Here is an 18,609-nt window from a genome sequence, read left to right as displayed (position 1 = left end):
AACGGCCCTATCCTGCCTCAGGCGTACTGGTCCACCCGCTGGCCCACGCCGGCGGCCTGGGCGACCATCTTGGCCATTTCGGCGCCCTGCTCGGCCTGGATATCCAAGGATTTCTTCAGGACGCTGACGGCCACCTGGTTCTGGGTGTTCGCCTGAACCTCGGCAGCAAGCCCTGCGGCGCTGATTTCCATAGAGACCTCGACAGGGCCTTATCGGATGTGGGGCTTGCGGACTTGAGCGGCCCGGAGCAGGGCGGCCGCATCCTGCACGGGGGCCTTGGCGGTGGTGGCGGCGCGGTTCTCGGCGGCGATAGCCTCGAAAACCTCGCGCCGATGCACTTGCACGCTGCGCGGGGCCTTGATGCCCAGGCGGACGCCATCCTTCGTGATCCCGAGGACGACGACCTCCACCTCGCCGCCAATGACGATGGACTGATCCGGCTTTCGGGTGATGACGAGCATGGGCGGGTTCCCGGCTTCAGTCTTGGACGAGGATCGGGAACCGGAGGGGGAACGTCTCCGAACTGAGGATGATCTGGTAGCCCACGCGCGTCTTCACGTTCACCACCAGGGGGCCGGCCAGGTTCGTCGTCATGTGCCGGGGGTTCTCGGGCACCACCACGAGGGTGAGAATGAGGGCGTCCTCGGGGGATTCCAGGCCGAGGGCCTGGGCCTCCTCATCGCTCAACGACACCTCGTAGTCCTTCTTTACGGCCACGGGATCGATGCAGATGAAGGACACCTCTTCGGCCTCGGTGGACTGGAGGAATTTGAGGGGGTAGGCGTCCTGCGGCTCCACGAGCCGGTAGCTCGTGAGCTGTTCGAAGCCGAGCAGGCCCTTGGGGAAGGTCAGGACGACCCCTTCTTCGAAGAAGGGAGAGGCGGGCTTGGTCGTTTCGGGTTCGGGGGTCATGGCCGTCCAGGGTTGTTCCAGATCAATCCATCGGGAGATTCCGGGTCATCCTGAGTTTCCACCATCCCCTCGCTGAACACGGCCCAAAGGGCGTCCAGCCGTTTGCGGCGGAACCGGGGGTTGGCGATGGTGCGCTCCAGGGCCTCCTTGGAGGTGGGCGGATGGGTGAGCCGCGCTGTGAGCCAGCGATTGCCCAGTTCCATGACGGCACCCACGTCCCCCTCGTTGCCCCAGGCCCAGCGCAGGGCCGTCAGCTTGAGGGCGCGCTCCACGGCCAGGTCGCCCAGGTGCCGGATCTTGTCCACGACGGGATCGTGCTTGGGGGGCGTGTAGGCCCGCACACGCTTGAGCAGGTGGCGCATCTCCTTGGGCAGGCTGGCGAGGCGGGGGCCGATCTCGGGATGATCCCGGTGGGCATCGCATTCATCGGCCAGGATGCGCAGAAGGGGCAGCAACAGGGCGGCGTCACGGCTGGCGTAGCTGATCTGGGCCTCGCGCAGGGGGCGGATCATCCAGTTGGAATCCTGCTCCTCCTTGGGGATGTCGAGCCCCAGCTTGAGCTTGGCCATGGTCTTGAGCCCCGGCTGAGGGTAGCCCAGGGCCCGGGAGAGCAGCATGGTGTCGAAGATGCTCTCGGGCACCACGTCGTAGAGGCGTTTGAAGACGATGCCGTCGCCGGAGAAGTCATGGACGATCCAGGGCACCTGGGCCATGGCCTGCAGGGCGGGGCGCATGAAATCCTCCAGCGGCAGGGGATCCACGAGCCAGGCCTGGTCGTGGGTCGCCACCTGCATGAGCGCCAGCACGCAGTGGTGGACGCCGGTGAGGCTGCACTCGATGTCCACCGACAGCAGGCCCGCCGCATGCCACTGGGGCAGCGCCTCCTGCAGCTTTTCCGGCGTGTCCACGTAGGTCGTGGGGAGGTCGAAGTGATCAAGCACCATCCCTCCAGTGTGCCGCAGATGACAGTCCGTTACCCTGTACAGTCCACAGGAATTCCAAGGAAACACGATGAATCGATCCCTCTTCTGGACCACCTTCGGCACCGTCTTCCTCGCCGAGGTCGGCGACAAGACGCAGCTCGCGGCGATGACGGCCACCGTGCGCAGCGGCCAGGTCTGGACCGTCTTCCTCGCCGCCAGCGCGGCTCTGGTGTGCGCCACGGCCATCGGCGTCGCGGTCGGCGGCGTGCTCTTCAGGTTCATCCCCGAGGCGGCCATCAAGTGGGTGGCGGGCGTGGCCTTCATCGCGGTGGGGCTATGGGTGCTGATCAAGGGCTGACCCGGCTCTTCTACGATGGCGACTGCGGCTTCTGCAGCGGCGCGGCGCGATTCGTGGCCCGTCATGACAGCTCCGGTCGCATCCACTTCGCACCCCTGTTTGGAAGCACCTTCACGCGGCTGGTGCCCGCCTCCCGGTGGCGTGGGCTTCCCGACAGCCTCGTGGTGCTGACGCCCGAGGGGGAGCTGCTGACCCGCTCCGAGGCGGCGATTCACGTCCTGAAGCGGATGGGCCCGGCCTGGCGGCGGGTGGGGGTGGTTCTGGCCTGGATTCCAACCTGGCTGCGCGATGGGGCCTACCGGTTCATCGCCTGGATCCGGCCCGCAAGACGAGCTTGTCCAATGGATAAAGCCGTGCTGGACGAGCGGTTCGAGGCATAGACATAAAAAAATGTCACAAAGCTCGATGAACCCGCACCCCAAGGGTTAGGAACAGCAACACGGTCTCGATCGCTCCTCCAAATCGGGGGGATCGGGTCGCGTTCCATCACACGTGGGGTCGCCGTGCGCCCCCCGCCGCGGCTCTGTCCGCATGGAGGATTCATGATCACGAAGCTCATCGGTGCCGCCACCCTCTTCGCCGCCGGGTCCCTGACGGCCGCGGGCTCCCCCACCCTCGGCGCCACCCCCGTCGACGCCTTCGGAAGCGAGGCCGCCCTCAGCCAGGCCGGTGGATGCGGTACCAAGGATGCCAAGGACGCAAAGGAGGAGGGCAAGGCCCCCGCCAAGGCGAAGGCGAAGGATGCCAAGTCCAAGGACGGTTCCTGCGGCAAGGGTTCCTGCGGCAGCAAGGACAAGAAGATGAAGAAGGACGGTTCCTGCGGGAAGGACAAGAAGGACGGCAGCTGCGGGAAGGACAAGAAGGAAGGCTCCTGCGGCAAGGACAAGAAGTCGTAGGAGGCTGCCGTGACTCAGGACCGTTTCCACGGCGTCGGCCTCGGGCTGCGCCGTCCGCACCTCGAAGAGGTCGCACGGAGGGAAGGCCACGGCGTACCCTTCTGGGAAACCTGTCCTGAGAACGTGGTTGGGGACGGGGGCCGCCAGCACCGGCTGGCCTGCGCCATCCTCGATCGGGATCCGGTGCTCACCCACGGACTGACCATGTCCGTGGGTGGCTACGATCCCTGGGACGAGACCTACCTCCAGGACCTGGGGGACTTCCTCCTCCGCACTGGCACGCCCTGGCATTCCGAGCACCTCTGCTTCACCCGGGTGGACGCGAACTGCCTGCACGAACTGCTGCCGCTCCCCTTCACGCGGGAGGCCGCGCGCCACACCATCGCCCGCGCGCGGGACCTGCAGTCCCGGCTGCCCGTGCCGCTGCTGCTGGAAAACATCACCTACTACGCCGAGCTGGGGGCTTCCGACATGGACGAGGCCGACTTCATCAGCACGGTGCTGGAGGGCGCGGACGTGGGCTGGCTGCTGGACATCAACAACGTCTACGTCAACGCGCTCAACTTCGGCTTCGATCCCAAGGCCTGGCTGTCCCGCATGCCCCTGGACCGGGTCTCCCAGATGCACATCGCGGGGCACAAAAAATTCGGCAACCTCACCATCGATACCCATGGCGCCGACGTCATCGACCCCGTCATCGAACTGATGCAGTGGACCCTCGCGCGCCTCGGCCGCCCGGTGCCCGTGCTGCTGGAGCGGGACAACCACATCCCCGACCTCGATGCGCTCCTCGCCGAACGGGCGCAGATCCAGGCCGCCTACGACGCGGCCTACGACGCAGCCTTGGCGTCCGCGGAGGCCCGCCATGCCTGAAGCGACGACCGGATCCGGGTCCGAACCGAGAACCCTCCGCCTGCAGCGCGCCATGGCCTCGCTGGTCCTGGATGCGGACGAGGTCGCCCTCGAGGCCGACCCCGGCCGCGTCGCGCGGAGCCAGGCCCTTCCGGGCGCCGATCAGCAGGCCTTCCGGGACCAGGCCGAAGCGATGCTCACCTACCGCGAGCTGGCCCGGGCCAGCCTCATCGAGCCTCTCGAAACCATGTTCCCTGTGACAAAGGCTCTGCTGGAACCGGCCGGAGCCTGGGAGCCCTGTGTCCAGGCCTTCCTCGAGGCCCGTCTCATCCGCAGCGGCCAGTACCGCGACATCGCCCCCACCTTCCTGGGCTGGCTGGCCAGCACGCGCTGGGGCCAGGACCGCTGGCCCTTCCTGCTCGAACTGGCCCACGTCGAGATCCTGGAAGTGCTCGTCGCCCGGTTTCCGGATGCGGCTCGGCCCGAAGGCCTGCGCGCGGAACCGACGCCCGAAGACTGCATCGTCCTGGATCCGGCCACCCAGATCCTGACCTACACCCATGCGGTGCATCGCGCGAGCGAAGCCTCACCGGTGCCCGAAATCCGCCCCACTCATCTCATCGCCTATCGCCTGGCTGATGGCGATGCCCGGCTCCTGGAGCTGACCCCCGCCACGGCGGCGCTCCTCGTGCGGGCCCAGGACCGGCCCCTTGGCGAGGTGGCCGCGGCCCTGGGCCTGGCCGGCCCCGACGCGGCGATGACCCTGCTCAAAGACCTGCATCGAGACGGCGCCATCGCCGGATTCCAAACCCCCACCTAGCCCGAGAGGCCCCCATGCTCCTTCGCATCCTCCTGCCAGCCCTGCTGCTGGCTCCTACCCTCATGGCCCAAACCAAGGTCTTCCGCGTGGACGACAACCACACGGTGCTGGGTTTCAAGGCTTCGACTCTGCTCTTCGACGTGCCGGGCCGCTTCGCGCACTACAAGGCCGATATCCAGGGCGATCCGGCCACCTTCGAGGGTGCGAAGGTGCGCCTCGAGATCGATGCGAAGTCGCTCAACACGGCGATCCAGAGCCGCGACGAACACCTGCGCTCGGCGGATTTCTTCGACGTGGCCAAGTATCCGAAGATCACCTTCACCTCCAGCGATGTCCGCAAGGAGGGCGACCGCGTGAAGGTCCACGGCACCCTTCAGATGCACGGGGTCAGCAAGGACCTCGACCTCTCCTTCGAGCCCGCCGAGGGCATGAACGGCGCCGGCGTGCGCACCTGGTCGTACCGAACCATGCTGCCCCTGGACCGCCTGGACTACGGCATCGGCGCCGAAAGCGTGGCGGCCAAGATCAGCCTAAAGCGCCAGGTGGAACTGAACCTCCTGCTGGTGGGCTTCTTCGAAGAGCCCAAGGCCGCGATGAAGCCGCCCGTCGCCTCGAAGAAGGCCCCCGCCAAGAAGTAGCTTGCCGGGGAAGGGGCCGCCGCCGACACTGGCAGCGGCATGACGGCAACCCTTCTCGCAGAACCGGAGCTGATCCAGCGGGCCGCCCAGGGCGACTCGGAGGCCTTCGGCGGTCTCGTGCAGCCCCACCTCTCGCTCTTCTTCAACGGGATCCAGCGCATCCTGGGCAACGAGGCCGATGCCCAGGATGCGCTGCAGGACGCGCTCATGAGCATGCACCGCGATCTGCCCAGGTTCGAGGGACGCAGCCGCTTCAGCAGCTGGGGCTACAAGATCTGCCTGAACGCGGCCCTGATGACGCGGCGCAGCCGGGTGCGGATCCAGGACATGGAACGCCCCGAGCCGTTGGCCCTCGGGCCCTTTGATGAGCGCGGCCACCACACGGAAACGGACCACCTGCCCGAATGGCAGGAAGAGGCGCAGGCCCACGCGCTGGTGGAGAAGCAGGAGATGCGGGCCTGCCTGCTGCGGGCCCTGGACGAGCTGCCGGATTCGCAGCGGATCGTCTTCGTCCTGAAGGATCTGGAGGACTGGGATCTCGACGCCATCGCCCGCCACCTCCAACTGGCGCCAGGCACCGTCCGGCAGCGGCTCCACCGCGCCCGGGTGCTGCTTCAGGCGCGCCTGCGAAGCCATGTCCTGGGAGGCCGCTCATGAAGCTCCTGCCCTCCTGCCACGACGTCCAGACCGAACTCACCGAGTATCTGGAAGGCGCGCTGCCGCTGCGGAGGCGGCTCGGCATCTGGCTGCATCTCCTGCTCTGCCGCGTGTGCGCGGGCTTCCTGCGCGGCCTGGAAGCCCTGCCCGGCGTGGCCAAGCGATCCCTCGCGGCGCCGGCGAAGGCCCCCGAAGCCGCGACCCTCGCCCTCGCCCAAGTACAGGCCCAGGTGCAGGCAGCCCTTCGCAAAGAGAAGTGAACGGGGAAGTGAACTAGCCCCGCTTCAGCGTGATGATGACGATCTCCGGCGGCGCGGCGATGCGCATGGGGAGGCCCACCACGCCCAGGCCGCGGCTGACGTAGAGCAGATCCTCGCCCTCGCGGAAGAGGCCCTGCGTGCGCGGGCCGATGAGGCGGGCGCTGCTGATACCGGGAATGGGGTTGATCTGGCCGCCGTGGGTGTGACCCGAGAGCGTGAGCCGGGCCCCCGCCGCCAGGGCCTGTTCCCATTCGCTGGGGCGGTGGTTCATGCAGATGCGGAAGGCGTCGGCGGGCAGGTCGCGGGCGGCCTCGGCGGGCCGGGGTCCGGGGCCGAAGACCATGCGGCGGAAGCGGCCGTTCCGCGCCATGGGATCCTGCAGGCCCATGAGGGCCAGGGTCGCGTCTCCCCGCGGGATGAGGGTCGCCGCGTTCTCCAGGCAGCGGATTCCCGCGGCCTCCAGGTCGCGCCAGATGGGACGGGGATCGTCAAAGTAGTCGTGGTTGCCGAGGATGGCGAAGCGTCCGAGGGGCGGATTCCACCCCTGGAAGGCGACGAGCAGGGCTTCGAGTTCCTCAGGGCGACTGTCCACCAGATCGCCGGTGAAGAGGAGCAGTTCGGGCTGTTCGCGCTCCGCCAGCTCGCGCCAGCGGCGCAGGGTGGCCGGACCGATGAGGGGGCCCGCATGAAGGTCGCTGAGCTGAGCGAGGCGCAGGCCATCCAGTCCCTCGGGCAGATCCGGGAAGGCGAGGGGAAGCCGCGTGATCCTCGGATCCCCGTAGGCTTCGCGGGAGCCGCCCGCGCCCAGGGCTGCGGCGGCGCCCGTGCTGGCGACGGCCGCCGTGCGCAGAAAGGCGCGGCGCCCGGCGTCGTCCGGTGCCTCGGCTTCCGCCTCCAGATCATCCGGATGGCCCAGGCGGCTGATCCGCCAGGTGCCCTCCGCGATCATGGCGATGATCAGGTGGAGCACCGTGAAGGCCTGGAAATAGAAGCCCGAGCGCGCCAGGGACCGCAGCAGGGGCAGGGAGGGGTGCCCGCTCAGGCTGGCCACGCGGAGGAGCGCGAACACGATCAGGGGCACATGCACGAGAATGAGCGCCCAGGGCAGCCACCGGTGCGTGCGGTCCGGAAGCTCCAGGCGCAGCAGGCGCAGGTGGAACCACTGGACGAGCACGATGAGGATGAGGGCGATCAGGAAGGGCATTCGAGTCCCTGGGGCAGCTTAGGGTCGCACGATCACGCTGAGGGTTCCCACCGTACGGTCCTTCATCACCCCGTCGAGGGGCCTGTGGAGGCCCAGGGTGAAGGAGAGGTTCCCCGCCATCCTGCGCAGCACATCCATCGGCAGATTGAGGTGGCGGCTATCCAATTCGAGACCCGCCACCCGCTGGGCCGAAGGGCGCGGCGCGCTGTCCGGCCAGAGGGTCGCGTGTTCGACGTAGGCCCGGAAGACGCCCAGGCCCAGTTCGCTCCGGAGCCGCGCCAGGCGGTTGCCCGTGCTCGTGTAGGCGGGAAGGGCGGCCTGCACCACGCGGTTGGCATCCAGGGCGGTGGGCAGGAGGGAGGTCGGCACGCCGCCGAGGTGGAAGCGGTCGAAGGGGCCCGGGTCGCCGTTGAGACGGCCGGCCTCGGCCTGGAGGCTGAGGGGCGCCCAGGGGTTGATCCACCCGGCTGTGAGGGCGAGGCGGCTGAGGGTCCAGGCCCGGCCCTCGGTGCGTCCCTGGTACTCGTGGAGAGTCGCGGCGCCCCGGAAACCCTGACCGTCCTGGCTCCAGTGGTTGGACAGGGAGGCGACGCCGCCAGCCAGGGCGCGAGTGAGCACCTCCCCGCCGATGGGCGTGATGCGCTCGAAGGCCGCCACGGGGCGGAAGCTGAAGCGAGGCCGGCCCAGGTCCTCGTAGGCGAAGGCCAGCTCGGCGCCCCGTCGCTCCCGATCCATACCCTTCACGAAGAGGTGATCCTGCCGGGAGGGCTGATCCAGCGTGGAGAAGATCTGAAGCGAGGGTGCCCAGCGCCAGCCCCGCCAGGCCGCGCCCAGATTGCCGCCGCGCGGGCCCGTGGCGTTGCCGAGGCCCGCGAGCACCTGCCAGTTCAGGCGCCCCAGCACATCATTGCCGCCGCCGCCCACCTGCAGGCTGGTGCCCGAGGGCGTGTCGCTGTAGCCCACGAGGGAGAACACATGGTGGGTCTCTCCGACGCGGTAGGGGTGCGGCTCCACGGAGACGGGCGGAGGCAGGGGGCTGGGTTCGTCGGCCTTGGGCAGAATCGTCTGCTTCACCAGGGCCGCGGCGTCCTGGGGCAGGGGCCTTTCCTCGAGGGGCGGCAGGGACGCGTCGAGCCTGCGGATCTGCAGGCCCGTGGCGCTGAGCTGGGTGTAGTAGATCCACTTGCCATCGGGCGAGGCCACGGGATTCCAGGCGGCCGCCAGGGTGCGCGTGAGGGGCCTTCCTGCGCCATCCACGAGGTTCCAGATGCCGTCGACCTCTTTCCAGGCGAGGGAGGCGGTGGGCGCGGGCGTCACGGGTGCGGTGCCCGGGCCCACGCGCCAGGTCCGGAGGTGCGGTTGGAGGACGCCTTCACCATCGGGCAGGCGCAGCTCGTAGGCGATGGTGCTGGCCGAGGTCCAGGAGGGCTTGGCGGGCAGGGCGCCGTCGATGCGGCCCAGCCGCCGGGTGGGGGGAAGCACGGGCAGCGCCGGGGCATGATCGGCGGGCTCGTCGGGGTCCGCCTTCTTGTCGGCGGCCTTGGCCTTCGGAGCCTTCAGGTCCCAGAGGTAGAGCCCGGGCTTTCGGGGATCGAGCACCCGCGCCAGGAGCCTGGAGCCATCGGGGCTGAGGGACAGGTCCGAGGCCCAGCCGTGCAGCTGGGTGACGAGTTCGCCCTCACGCAGCCCTTCCTGGGCTGCGCCCTGCGGGTCATCGCGCTTTGCGCGACGGTGGACCTCCGCTCCTGCTTCGGTCTCGCGGAGCCCCTCGGCCTTGGCGCGGCGCTCCAGTTCCAGGGCCGTGTGGGTGAGCTCGGCGCAGAAGCGCTGATAGCCGTCCTTGGGAGCGAACCCGAAGGTGGCCTTGAAGGATTCCTCGAAGGAGCGCTTGCCAGCGATGCGGAGCCACAGCGTCTGGAAGGCCTTGGGATCGGCGGCTCTGGCGTCCAGCCATTCCAGGTAGGCGCTGCCCGCCAGGTAGGCCATGCTGCCGCCCAGGAAGCCCTCCGCCCCGCTCATCGCCTCGTACGAAGGCAGCTTCCCCTCCAGGGCCCACTGGCGCAGGACCGAGGCGCGGATGGCGCTGTGGGGCCGGCCGCTGCCGGTGAGCTTGCCTTCGATGTAGGTGGCGTAACCTTCGATCGCCCAGCGGGGTGTCTTGCGGGGCAGAGGGCCCACCACGGCGGTCCAGCGTTCCAGCAGGCTGGCTTTCCGGGCAGGCCGCAGCAGGTGGTGCATGTGGGCCAGCTCGTGGGTGAGCAGCAGCTCGGGCCAGCCGTGGTGGTGGCCGATGCTGGAGTCCGCCTCGGGCTCGGTTTTCCAGAGCACCACGTGGGGCCGGTTCAGGAAGGGCAGGGCCTGGCCGTTGGACTCCATCACGGGGTCCTGGATCAGGATGTCGATGGGCTTGTCGTGGGCGTAGCCGACGAGGTTCAGGTACTGGGCATGGATGCCTTCCACGCGACCCGCCACCTCGCGGCCGAAGGTTTCGAAGGCCCTGGGGCAGTGGATGCGGTAGTGGGTCGTGGTGAAGGTGATCCAGGCGGCATCGGGCGCCTGGGTGCGGGGGGCCGCCTGAAGCAAGGCGGGCAGAAGCAGGAGGGTGGAGAGAGGTCTCAGAGGCATGGCTCCAGTTTGCCCGCCGGGTGACTCGGGTCACATTATGAGAACCAATCTCAAAAATGCCTTGAAAGGGGAATGTGATTATTTGAGACTCATTCTCGTGTTGATCGCGCTTCCCCCTCCCGCTCCGGTGCCACAGGTGTCGCAGCCCACGCCTTCCACGCCGCTTCCGGCGATGGACCGCCGGGTGCTCGCCATGGGCACGGAACTGCGCGTCCACCTGGAGGGGACGGGTGATCTGGGTAAGGCCTCCGAGGCGGCCCTGGCCGAAACCCAGCGCATCGAGGCGGCCTGCTCCACCTGGAATCCGGCCTCCGCCTGGAGTCGCCTGAACGCGGCCCGGGGGGCGGCCGTCCCGCTGGCGGCGGAGTGGATCGGTCTGCTGGAAACCGTGAAGGGCTGGACGGCGCGCACCGAAGGGGCCTTCGACCCCGTGCTGTGGGCGCTGCTGAACGCCTGGGGCATTCGCCAGGGGGGCGCGCATCCAAGCCCCGAGGCCGTGGCGCAGGCACGCGAGGCTTCGGGCGCCGCCCTGCTTCGGCTCGATGCGCGCAGCGGCATGGCGCAGCTGGGCCATCCCGCCGCGGGCTTAGAAGAGGGGGGTTTCCTCAAGGGCTACGCCCTGGATCGCATGAAGGCCGCTGCCCAGGCCCAGGCGGGACTCCTGGATTTCGGCGGCCAGCTCCTGGCATGGGGAAGCCCGGTCGAAGCCTCGGTGGCCGATCCCCTGGACCGCCAGCGACCCCGCCTCACCTTCCGATTGAACGAAGCCTCGCTCTCCTGCAGCGGCACCTCCGAGCGGGGCCGTCACATCCTGGACCCTCGTAGCGGAGAACCCTGCCCGGCCTGGGGCAGTACGGCCGTCGTCGCGGCGGACGGCCTGACGGCGGACGTGCTGTCCACCGCCCTCTACGTCCTGGGACCCAAGGCTGGCCTTCGCTGGGCCGAACGCCACGACGTGGCGGCGGCCTTTCTGCTTCGGGACGGCAGCATCCGGTTGAGCCCGGCCTTCCGTTCCCTCCACCCCACCCTGATTCTAAGAGAGCCCCGATGAAAGCCTTCCTCACTCCCCTGATGTGCACCCTGCTGGCCGGGCCAGCCTTCGCCCAGGAACCGCCCAAGCCCGATCAGGAGAAGCGCATCCAGGATCTGGAGCGCAAGCTCGACATCCTCTCCAAGCAGCTCGAGGCCCAGAGCACGGGCACCCAGATGGAGGCGCCGGACCAGGGCCGCTTCGGCCTGGGCGCCTCTGCGTCCAAGGTCTACGACACCAAGGGTGGCCTGAGCATCGGCGGCTACGGCGAGGTGCTCTACACCAACACGCGCAGCAAGCTGCTTCCCGATGGCAGCACGCTGCCGAGTACGGCCCAGACGGATGCCCTGCGGGCGGTGCTGTACATGGGCTACAAGTTCAACGACTGGATCGTGCTCAACACGGAACTGGAGTGGGAGCACGGCGGCTACAGCGACCGCAGCACGGACGGCGAGGCCATCCTCGAATTCGCCTACCTGGACTTCCTCGTGAACCGCGCCTTCAACGTGCGGGCGGGCCTTCTGCTCATGCCCATGGGCTTCGTCAACGAGCTGCACGAGCCGCCCTCCCGCCTGGGCGCCCGGCGCCCCTTCCTCGAAAACGAAGGCGGAATCATCCCCACCACGTGGCGCGAGAACGGCGTGGGCATCCACGGGGATCTCGGCCATGGCCTGACCTATCGTCTTTTCGCGGTCAACGGCCTCGATGGCATCGGGCGGGATGCCGACCACGGTTTCAACGCCGAAGGCATCACGGGCGCCGTGCAGCTGGGCAAGCAGGCCCAGGCCAACAAGCTGGCCCTCACGGGACGGCTCGATTGGACCTTCACGCCCGGAGCGCTGGTGGGTGGCAGCTTCTACCGCGGCAACAGCAACCAGGGCGGCAATGACACGATTCCTGATACCGGCGTGCCCCTCGACACCAGCATCGCCGAAGTGCACGGCGAGTACCGGGCCCGGGGCTGGCAGGTGCGGGCGATCTACGCTCAGACCAGCATCAGCAAGGCCGGAGTGGAGGCCCTGCCCGCGGCCAGCGTCCTTCGGGAAGTGGGGACGAACCAGGCCGGCGGCTATCTGGAAGTGGGCTATGACCTGCTGAGCAGCGGCGGCACGCGCCAGTCCCTGATCCCCTTCGTGCGCTACGAGCAGCTCAAACTCCAGAAGCAGGTGGCGGCAGGCGTCGTGGCCGACCCCGCCAACGACCGCACCTACCTGACCTTCGGCATGGACTACAAGCCCATCCCCCAGGTGGTGGTCAAGGCCGACTACACCAAGGCCGACAACAAGGCCAAGACCGCCCAGGATCAGTTCAACCTCGGCATCGGCTACAACTTCTGAGGAGGGCGGCATGCGCCTGTTTCAAAGCCTCCTCGCGGGCGTGACGTTGGCCGCCTTGGTGGCCTGCGGAGGCAGTGGAGGTTCAGACACCAAGTTTTCCCGCCCCATGCCCGTGCCGCCCCTCCTGGCCGCCACGGTGGGGACGGGGGGAAGCGTGCATTACGACCTGGTGGCCCAGGCCGGCACCAGCGAACTTGAAGCGGGGAAACCCACCGAAACCTATGGCTACAACGGCGCCATCCTGGGCCCCACGCTGCGCATGCGCCGGGGGCAGGCCGTGGAAGTGGCCCTCGCCAACCACCTGCCCGAATCCGATCACAGTGACACCAACCTGCATTGGCACGGACTGAAGGTACCGGGGAGCATGGACATCGTCCCCGACCTCCACCAAGGGATCCATTCCGGTGAAACCGCCTTGGCCGCCTTCACACCCGACCAGCCCGCGGCCCTGCTTTGGTACCACCCCCATCCGCACGGATCCACGGGCCTCCAGGTCAATCTGGGGATGGCAGGGCTGATCCTCCTGGAAGATGACGTCTCCGATGCCCTCCCGCTGCCGAAGGCCTATGGCGTGGACGACTTCCCCCTGGTGGTGCAGGACCGCCGCCTGAAGGCCGACGGTTCCCTCGCCTACATGGAAAGCATGGGCGGCAAGGATTTCATGATGGGCGAGCGGATCCTCGTAAACGGCGTGGAGAATCCCTACCTGGACTTGCCCGCAGGCCTGGTGCGGCTGCGCCTGTTGAACGGTTCCAGCACCCGCCGCTACGCCTTTGCCCTCGAGGATGGACGCACCTTCCATCAGATCGCTTCGGATGGCGGGTTTCTCGCGGCCCCCGTGGCCCTCACCCAGCTCAGGCTGGGGCCCGCCGAACGGGCGGAGATCCTCGTGGATTTCTCGAAGGACCTGGGCCGCAGTCTCTTCCTGCGCAGCGAGGCCTTCGCGGCCGCAAGCGAAGAGGCCGAGGCGGGCCAGGGGAGGGGCTTTCCCGTGATGCAGCTGCGCATCGCGAGGCCCGGAACGGCCCGTCCCGTGCCTGGGTCCCTGACGCCCGTTCCTCGCATTCCCGAATCGGAGGCCGCGATGACGCGCAGGTTCGGGCTGGAGGATACGGGTGACGCCGTGATCAACGGGAAGACCTTCGATGAGATGCGAGTGGATGTCACGGTATCCGCCGGAAGCACGGAGATCTGGGAGGTGACCAATTTCGCCACCACCATCGCCCATCCCTTCCATATCCACGGCGGCCAGTTCCAGATCCTCAGCCGGAGCGGCGGTGAGCTGCCCGAGGGCGAGCGGGGCTGGAAGGACACCTTCCTGGTCAGTCCCGGCGAGACCGTGCGGGTGATCTTGCGTTTCCAGGGGCTCAGCGGCCGCTACCTCTACCACTGCCACATCCTCGAGCATGAGGGCGCCGGCATGATGGGCCAATTCGAGGTCCAGTGATCTTCTGGAGTGATCATGATGCGTCTCGTTCCAGCCTTCCTCCTGACCGCCTCTCTGGCCGCCGCGCTGCCCAGTCGGGATGAGGCGTTGAAGCTCGCTTTTCCGGGCGCCGCCTTCACGCGCAAGGAATACTTCCTCAGTGAGGCCCAGGCCCAGAGGGTGAAGCAACTCTCCCAGCGGGAGCTGCCGGGCCTCTGGTGGATCGCCTACGAGGCCGCGGTGAATGGAAAACCCGTGGGCGTGGCCTTCTTCGACACCCACCGAGTGAGGACCCTGAACGAGACGGCCATGGTGGCCGTGGCCCCCGATGGCCGGATCCTGCGCGTGGAGGTCATCCAGTTCCATGAGCCCCAGGAATACATGGCCAAGGATGCCTGGAAGCAGCAGCTGGTGGGCCACCAGCTCGATGACGAACTGAGCCTCAGGCGGGGCATCCGTCCCCTCGGCGGGGCCACGCTCACGGCCAATGCCCTCACGGACGCGTCGCGGCGCTGCCTCGGCCTGTGGCAGGTCCTATACGGGGACAAGAAATGACGCGCCTGGAACGCTGGAGCCTCCACCTGGCCGCCCTGTTCACGGGCGCGACGGGCCTGATCTACGGCTGGCTCCGCTACTACGGGCAGCGCGAGGGCGAGTTCGGACTGGAGGCCCATCCGCTTCAGGGCGCGCTGCAGCATCTGCACGTGCTTGCGGCGCCCCTGCTGGTCTTCGCCCTGGGCATGCTGGTGCGGGGCCACGTGCTGCCCATGTGGCGCTCGGGTCGGCCCGTGGGCCGGGCCTCGGGCTTCCTGCTGGCGATGGTCTTGGCGCCCATGGTGCTGAGCGGCTACGGCGTGCAGGTGGTGGTCGCACCCGCCGGACGCCTGGCCCTGGCCTGGATCCACGGTGTGTCGAGCCTGCTCTTTCTCGCGGGCTACGGCGTGCACCTGCTCGCGCCCCTGAGGCAGACGCGTAGCGCCCTGGCCGAAGCGGATGCCTCCCTGAATCCGTCCTGAGCTCAGACTCCAAAGGGCAGGCGTTTTCAAGGGACCACCAGCGGCCGGGGAGGGGTACATTCAGGGTATGTCACGCATCCGCATTCTCCCCGACCAGGTGGCCAACCAGATCGCTGCGGGAGAAGTGGTGGAACGGCCCTCCTCCGTGCTCAAGGAGCTGGTGGAGAACGCCCTGGATGCGGGTGCGCGGCACATCGAGGTGGCCTGGGAGGAGGGCGGCAAGCGCCTGCTGGAAGTGGCCGACGACGGCTCGGGCATGGCCCGGGACGACCTCTACCTGGCCCTGGAGCGCCACGCCACGAGCAAAGTGCGCACGGCCGAGGACCTCGGTCACCTCGGCACCTTCGGTTTTCGCGGAGAGGCCCTGCCCAGCATCGCCAGCGTGAGCCGCTTCGATCTCACGAGTGCGGAAGCGGAAGGCGCGGGCCATCGCCTGCGCTGCGAATTCGGTGTCATCAAGGAGGTGGCGCCGGTCTCCCGCAGCCGGGGCACCACCGTGACCGTGCGCGATCTCTTCGCGCAGCTGCCGGCGCGGCGCCGCTTCCTCAAGTCCACGGACACCGAACACGCCCAGCTCTGGGGCGCGGTGGCGCGGCTGGCCCTCAGCGCGCCGGGCGTCCACTGGGTCATCCGTCCCGATCGCGGTGCGCCCCTCGTGCTGCCGCCCGTGGAGGATGCGGGCCTGCGCCTGGCACCCCTGCTGGGCGACAAGCTGGGCCGGCTGGTGCCCTTCGTGAACGGCGAAAGGCCCTGGCAGGTGCGGGGGTTCGTCTCGCCGCCGGATCTCAGCTTCCGTGACCGCAACCACCTCTACCTCTTCGTGAACGGCCGTGCCGTGCGGGATCGCCTCCTGCTGGCGGCCCTGTCGGAAGCCTGGTCCGGTACCTTCGCCAAGGGCTCGTACCCCGCGGCCGTGCTCTTCCTGGAGATGCCGCCAGAAGCCGTGGACGTGAACGTGCATCCCACCAAGGCCGAGGTGCGCTTCCGCGAGCCCCAGCGCATCTTCGCCTGGGTGCGGAGCGGCGCGGAAGAAGCCTGGGCCAAGCTGCGGGGCGGCCTCGCCTCGGTGCTGGAACTGCCGCCCAAGCCTTTGGAGGCCGAATTCGAACTGGATCCGTCGCGCCGCGCCGCGCCCCAGCATCCGCGGCTCTGGTCGGATCATTCGGGCGGCGCCCTGGGCGCCTACCAGACCCAGACCGAGACCTTCGACACGCGGCCCCTGGACACCATCTACGCCTACGAACCCACGCCCACGGGCGTGTCTGAGAACCTGGAGGAACGCTCGGAGATCCGCTACCTGGGGGCCTTCCAGCGGACCTACCTGGTGGCGGAAATTACGACATCCGCCGGGCCCGAACTCTGGCTGGTGGACCAGCACGTGGCCCACGAGCGGATTCTTTTCGAGCGGCTCTTCCTGCGCCGCCACGCCCCCGCCATCCAGCCCCTGATGCCGCCCCAGGTGGTTCAGCTCGGACCCGAAGCCATGGCCCGGCTCTCGCCCTTCCTGGGGGAACTGGGGGCCGTCGGTGTCGAAGCGGAGGCCTTCGGCGCGGACGCCCTCGTGGTCCGCGGCCTGCCGGATTTCCTGGCGGACCGGGATCCGCAGGCCCTGCTGGAGGATCTGCTGGCCCGTCTGGAACGGGAAGGCCGCGTGGATCTGGACGTCTTCCGGCGCGATCTCAACGCGGAACTGGCCTGCCGCGCCGCCATCAAGAAGCACCACGCGCTGCCCTCGGACCTGGCCCTGGGACTCATCCGGGACCTGCTGGCCTGCGAGGTTCCCAACACCTGCCCCCACGGCCGGCCGATCATCAAGAAGCTCACTCTGGATGATCTGGACCGCAGCTTCGGGCGCAGGGTGTAGACGCCGAAACGCGGATCAGGACGGTCTCAGCGCCTTTTCGGCCACCAGGTCTACGCCCAGCCGTTTGGCCGTGGCGTAGAGCGCCGGACGGGCGAGGCCCAGGGCCTGGGCCGCCTCGGCCACCTTGAAGTGGCGGCCCTGCAGGGTGTCCAGCAGAAGGCGGCGCTGGAAGGCGCGGGTGGCTTCATCCCAGGTGCGAGATTGCAGGGTCGGGGTGTCCAGCTCGGGGAAGTGTCGGGGTTTCAGGATGCCGTCCTCGCAGCGCAGGATCGCGCGCTCCAGGGTGTGGAGCAGTTCCCGGACATTGCCGGGCCAGGGCAGGCGGGCCAGGGCCTGGGCCAGGCCCGGGGCCAGCGCGGGGATGGGCCGCTTCACCGCCTGGGCCGCGCGGAGCGTCAGCCGAGGCAGCAGGAAGGGGAATTCGTGGCGCCGCTCGGCCAGGGCGGGCAGGTTGAGCACCGCGCCTTGAAGCCGGAAGAGCAGGTCGCGACGGAAGGCGCCGGCCCGGCTCAGATCCTCCAGAGACCGGTGCGTGGCCGCGATGAAGCGGACATCCACCTTGAGGGCGTGATCCGATCCCACCCGGCGGATCTCGCGCTCCTGGAGGACGCGCAGCAGCATGGACTGGAGGCGCGGCGAAAGGTCCGCGACCTCGTCGAGAAACAGGGTGCCACCCTTGGCGACCTCGATGGCGCCGCGGCGGTCCCGGTCAGCACCCGTGAAGGCGCCCTTGGTGTGCCCGAACAATTCGGATTCCAGCAGGCCCTCGGCGAAGGCCGAGCAGTTCACCGCGACCAGAGGGCCGGATCGACCCGAGCGCTGGTGCACCTCTCCGGCCGCGAGTTCCTTGCCACTGCCCGTGGGGCCGAGGATGAGCACGGGCAGATCCGAGGCGGCCACGCGGTCCAGCTCGCGCAGGATGGTGGCCATGGGTTCGCTGCCATCCGTCAGCAGGAGGCCGGACTCGACGACCGCTTCGACCGGGCGCCGCGCCCGGATCCGCGCCAACCAGGGCGAGATGAGCAGGGGTTCCAGGGCCGGCGCCGGAGGCGCGTCCGCCCTTTGGCCCAGCAGCACGGCGCCGACGGGGCTACCCTCCCAGATCAGCGGGTACCCCCGCCAGGCCCAGCTCCCGTGAAGGAACGGAGCCAGGCTGCCGTTCTTGGCTAGGCGGCTGAGCGCTCCTTCAGGAGGCGGGTCCCCGCTCCCGAGGGAATGCAACTGGCCATCCTCTTCCCAGACGATCCAGATCGGCGTCTCGCGCTCGTCCAGCCAGGCCTTGAATACAAGCTCGGGTGCGGGATCAGCCTCCCCCTCGGACAGAGGCCAGAGCGCCGCCAGACGCCGCTGATGCCGAGGCGAGGCCGCCCGATCCGCGATGACCTGCAGTGCCAGCAGGTCCGCCGCCGTGCGCAGCTCCGGCACCCGCTCCATGACCTGCAGCCCCAGTTCCAGGCACATGATCTGCGTCGGGCAATCCCGCCAAGCCGACCAGAACGCCTGAGCATTCCCTGTGCCCCGGAACAAACGATGCGCTTCCCAGCTGAGGCGGGTTTCGGGGTCAGTATGTTCCGGAGGGCCTTCTATCAACGGGCCCAGTGCAGCTTCCAAGAACCGTGCATAAGGGTGTTCACTTACATGCGGCAAACTTTCTCTGACCAGATCCCATCGGTCAGCATCAACACCATGCGTCGCTTGCAACCCCCACCCCTCAGGCAAATCCGGGTATTGTTCGACTAATTTGCGAATTTGAGAAAGAGCCTCCTCTTCTTCTAGATAAATTCCAGCAAG

General features: G+C 68.4%; 21 protein-coding genes. 14 read left to right on the top strand and 7 right to left on the bottom strand.

Annotation, left to right across the window (positions count from 1 at the left end; genetic code table 11):
* Window positions 1-17: 17 nt before the first annotated feature.
* Genes QSJ34_RS08090 through QSJ34_RS08075 form a run of 4 tightly spaced genes read right to left on the bottom strand, consistent with a single transcriptional unit; the run spans window position 18 to window position 1,856 of the window.
* Complete coding sequence (locus QSJ34_RS08090; protein ID WP_285573684.1) at window positions 18-191, bottom strand: YjfB family protein; 174 nt, start codon at window positions 189-191, stop codon at window positions 18-20.
* An 18-nt stretch (window positions 192-209) separates the two neighbouring features.
* Window positions 210-461 (bottom strand): carbon storage regulator CsrA, encoded by a 252-nt coding sequence (gene csrA / locus QSJ34_RS08085; protein ID WP_285573681.1) that lies wholly within the window; start codon window positions 459-461, stop codon window positions 210-212.
* 16 nt (window positions 462-477) lie between these two features.
* Window positions 478-912: a flagellar assembly protein FliW gene (fliW, locus tag QSJ34_RS08080; protein WP_285573678.1), complete on the bottom strand. Its 435-nt coding sequence runs from the start codon at window positions 910-912 to the stop codon at window positions 478-480.
* Window positions 909-1,856, bottom strand: coding sequence for a ribonuclease D (locus tag QSJ34_RS08075; protein ID WP_285573673.1), 948 nt, complete (start codon window positions 1,854-1,856; stop codon window positions 909-911). Before QSJ34_RS08075 ends, fliW begins: the two co-directional genes overlap by 4 nt.
* Before the next feature lie 67 nt (window positions 1,857-1,923).
* Here QSJ34_RS08075 and QSJ34_RS08070 point away from each other — a divergent pair, with 67 nt between their 5' ends.
* The 8 genes from QSJ34_RS08070 (at window position 1,924) to QSJ34_RS08035 (ending at window position 6,316) form a co-directional block, all read left to right on the top strand.
* Window positions 1,924-2,193, top strand: a complete 270-nt coding sequence (locus tag QSJ34_RS08070; protein ID WP_285573670.1) for a TMEM165/GDT1 family protein — start codon at window positions 1,924-1,926, stop codon at window positions 2,191-2,193.
* Window positions 2,172-2,573, top strand: a complete 402-nt coding sequence (locus QSJ34_RS08065; protein ID WP_285573667.1) for a thiol-disulfide oxidoreductase DCC family protein — start codon at window positions 2,172-2,174, stop codon at window positions 2,571-2,573. The genes QSJ34_RS08070 and QSJ34_RS08065 overlap by 22 nt, the downstream gene beginning before the upstream one ends.
* Window positions 2,574-2,735: 162 nt before the next feature.
* Window positions 2,736-3,089, top strand: a complete 354-nt coding sequence (locus QSJ34_RS08060) for a hypothetical protein (RefSeq protein WP_285573665.1) — start codon at window positions 2,736-2,738, stop codon at window positions 3,087-3,089.
* 9 nt (window positions 3,090-3,098) lie between these two features.
* Window positions 3,099-3,962, top strand: a complete 864-nt coding sequence (locus tag QSJ34_RS08055; RefSeq protein ID WP_285573662.1) for an MbnB/TglH/ChrH family RiPP precursor modification enzyme — start codon at window positions 3,099-3,101, stop codon at window positions 3,960-3,962.
* Window positions 3,955-4,761 carry an HvfC/BufC family peptide modification chaperone gene (locus tag QSJ34_RS08050; protein WP_285573660.1) on the top strand — a complete coding sequence of 269 codons (807 nt, stop codon included), beginning with the start codon at window positions 3,955-3,957 and terminating at the stop codon, window positions 4,759-4,761. The genes QSJ34_RS08055 and QSJ34_RS08050 overlap by 8 nt, the downstream gene beginning before the upstream one ends.
* Window positions 4,762-4,775: 14 nt before the next feature.
* On the top strand, window positions 4,776-5,399 hold the full coding sequence (locus tag QSJ34_RS08045; protein ID WP_285573657.1) for a YceI family protein: 624 nt from the start codon (window positions 4,776-4,778) through the stop codon (window positions 5,397-5,399).
* Between the two features lie 39 nt (window positions 5,400-5,438).
* Window positions 5,439-6,056 carry an RNA polymerase sigma factor gene (locus QSJ34_RS08040; protein ID WP_285573656.1) on the top strand — a complete coding sequence of 206 codons (618 nt, stop codon included), beginning with the start codon at window positions 5,439-5,441 and terminating at the stop codon, window positions 6,054-6,056.
* A complete protein-coding gene (locus tag QSJ34_RS08035; RefSeq protein ID WP_285573653.1) occupies window positions 6,053-6,316 on the top strand; it encodes a hypothetical protein in 264 nt (87 codons plus the stop codon). Before QSJ34_RS08040 ends, QSJ34_RS08035 begins: the two co-directional genes overlap by 4 nt.
* Before the next feature lie 13 nt (window positions 6,317-6,329).
* Here QSJ34_RS08035 and QSJ34_RS08030 read toward each other — a convergent pair whose 3' ends face one another.
* Both QSJ34_RS08030 and QSJ34_RS08025 read right to left on the bottom strand, forming a co-directional pair.
* Window positions 6,330-7,520 (bottom strand): metallophosphoesterase, encoded by a 1,191-nt coding sequence (locus QSJ34_RS08030; protein WP_285573651.1) that lies wholly within the window; start codon window positions 7,518-7,520, stop codon window positions 6,330-6,332.
* 18 nt (window positions 7,521-7,538) lie between these two features.
* On the bottom strand, window positions 7,539-10,145 hold the full coding sequence (locus QSJ34_RS08025) for a hypothetical protein (RefSeq protein ID WP_285573649.1): 2,607 nt from the start codon (window positions 10,143-10,145) through the stop codon (window positions 7,539-7,541).
* 136 nt (window positions 10,146-10,281) lie between these two features.
* Between QSJ34_RS08025 and QSJ34_RS08020 the strand changes: the two genes are divergently transcribed.
* From QSJ34_RS08020 to mutL, 6 genes are all read left to right on the top strand, one after another.
* Window positions 10,282-11,196: an FAD:protein FMN transferase gene (locus tag QSJ34_RS08020; protein WP_285573648.1), complete on the top strand. Its 915-nt coding sequence runs from the start codon at window positions 10,282-10,284 to the stop codon at window positions 11,194-11,196.
* Window positions 11,193-12,512: a hypothetical protein gene (locus tag QSJ34_RS08015; RefSeq protein WP_285573646.1), complete on the top strand. Its 1,320-nt coding sequence runs from the start codon at window positions 11,193-11,195 to the stop codon at window positions 12,510-12,512. The genes QSJ34_RS08020 and QSJ34_RS08015 overlap by 4 nt, the downstream gene beginning before the upstream one ends.
* Window positions 12,513-12,522: 10 nt before the next feature.
* Window positions 12,523-13,959: a multicopper oxidase family protein gene (locus QSJ34_RS08010; RefSeq protein WP_285573644.1), complete on the top strand. Its 1,437-nt coding sequence runs from the start codon at window positions 12,523-12,525 to the stop codon at window positions 13,957-13,959.
* 15 nt (window positions 13,960-13,974) lie between these two features.
* Window positions 13,975-14,493, top strand: coding sequence for an FMN-binding protein (locus QSJ34_RS08005; RefSeq protein WP_285573641.1), 519 nt, complete (start codon window positions 13,975-13,977; stop codon window positions 14,491-14,493).
* Complete coding sequence (locus QSJ34_RS08000; RefSeq protein WP_285573638.1) at window positions 14,490-14,954, top strand: hypothetical protein; 465 nt, start codon at window positions 14,490-14,492, stop codon at window positions 14,952-14,954. Before QSJ34_RS08005 ends, QSJ34_RS08000 begins: the two co-directional genes overlap by 4 nt.
* Before the next feature lie 67 nt (window positions 14,955-15,021).
* The gene (gene mutL / locus QSJ34_RS07995; RefSeq protein ID WP_285573632.1) at window positions 15,022-16,818 is read left to right on the top strand and encodes a DNA mismatch repair endonuclease MutL; all 1,797 of its coding nucleotides are present in this window, start codon (window positions 15,022-15,024) and stop codon (window positions 16,816-16,818) included.
* Window positions 16,819-16,833: 15 nt separating this feature from the next.
* On the opposite strand, the gene QSJ34_RS07990 is transcribed toward mutL, so the two are convergent.
* Window positions 16,834-18,279, bottom strand: coding sequence for a sigma 54-interacting transcriptional regulator (locus QSJ34_RS07990; RefSeq protein ID WP_285573629.1), 1,446 nt, complete (start codon window positions 18,277-18,279; stop codon window positions 16,834-16,836).
* Window positions 18,280-18,609 lie beyond the last annotated feature (330 nt).

Origin of the sequence: Geothrix limicola (genome assembly GCF_030268085.1) — a bacterium.
Taxonomy (GTDB): domain Bacteria; phylum Acidobacteriota; class Holophagae; order Holophagales; family Holophagaceae; genus Geothrix; species Geothrix limicola.
Note: the sequence above shows the minus strand (reverse complement) of the source record. Positions and strands in the feature narration are given on the sequence as shown.

Excerpts from the sequence above, each read along its gene's own strand:
- QSJ34_RS08015 (WP_285573646.1), top strand. The coding sequence starts at position 11,193 with ATGAAAGCCTTCCTCACTCCCCTGATGTGCACCCTGCTGGCCGGGCCA.
- QSJ34_RS08035 (WP_285573653.1), top strand. The coding sequence starts at position 6,053 with ATGAAGCTCCTGCCCTCCTGCCACGACGTCCAGACCGAACTCACCGAG.
- QSJ34_RS08060 (WP_285573665.1), top strand. The coding sequence starts at position 2,736 with ATGATCACGAAGCTCATCGGTGCCGCCACCCTCTTCGCCGCCGGGTCC.
- QSJ34_RS08050 (WP_285573660.1), top strand. The coding sequence starts at position 3,955 with ATGCCTGAAGCGACGACCGGATCCGGGTCCGAACCGAGAACCCTCCGC.
- QSJ34_RS08070 (WP_285573670.1), top strand. The coding sequence starts at position 1,924 with ATGAATCGATCCCTCTTCTGGACCACCTTCGGCACCGTCTTCCTCGCC.
- csrA (WP_285573681.1), bottom strand. The coding sequence starts at position 461 with ATGCTCGTCATCACCCGAAAGCCGGATCAGTCCATCGTCATTGGCGGC.
- mutL (WP_285573632.1), top strand. The coding sequence starts at position 15,022 with ATGTCACGCATCCGCATTCTCCCCGACCAGGTGGCCAACCAGATCGCT.
- QSJ34_RS08010 (WP_285573644.1), top strand. The coding sequence starts at position 12,523 with ATGCGCCTGTTTCAAAGCCTCCTCGCGGGCGTGACGTTGGCCGCCTTG.
- QSJ34_RS08065 (WP_285573667.1), top strand. The coding sequence starts at position 2,172 with ATGGGTGCTGATCAAGGGCTGACCCGGCTCTTCTACGATGGCGACTGC.
- QSJ34_RS08045 (WP_285573657.1), top strand. The coding sequence starts at position 4,776 with ATGCTCCTTCGCATCCTCCTGCCAGCCCTGCTGCTGGCTCCTACCCTC.
- QSJ34_RS08005 (WP_285573641.1), top strand. The coding sequence starts at position 13,975 with ATGATGCGTCTCGTTCCAGCCTTCCTCCTGACCGCCTCTCTGGCCGCC.
- QSJ34_RS08040 (WP_285573656.1), top strand. The coding sequence starts at position 5,439 with ATGACGGCAACCCTTCTCGCAGAACCGGAGCTGATCCAGCGGGCCGCC.
- QSJ34_RS08075 (WP_285573673.1), bottom strand. The coding sequence starts at position 1,856 with ATGGTGCTTGATCACTTCGACCTCCCCACGACCTACGTGGACACGCCG.
- QSJ34_RS08030 (WP_285573651.1), bottom strand. The coding sequence starts at position 7,520 with ATGCCCTTCCTGATCGCCCTCATCCTCATCGTGCTCGTCCAGTGGTTC.
- QSJ34_RS08000 (WP_285573638.1), top strand. The coding sequence starts at position 14,490 with ATGACGCGCCTGGAACGCTGGAGCCTCCACCTGGCCGCCCTGTTCACG.
- QSJ34_RS07990 (WP_285573629.1), bottom strand. The coding sequence starts at position 18,279 with ATGTGCCTGGAACTGGGGCTGCAGGTCATGGAGCGGGTGCCGGAGCTG.
- fliW (WP_285573678.1), bottom strand. The coding sequence starts at position 912 with ATGACCCCCGAACCCGAAACGACCAAGCCCGCCTCTCCCTTCTTCGAA.
- QSJ34_RS08025 (WP_285573649.1), bottom strand. The coding sequence starts at position 10,145 with ATGCCTCTGAGACCTCTCTCCACCCTCCTGCTTCTGCCCGCCTTGCTT.
- QSJ34_RS08090 (WP_285573684.1), bottom strand. The coding sequence starts at position 191 with ATGGAAATCAGCGCCGCAGGGCTTGCTGCCGAGGTTCAGGCGAACACC.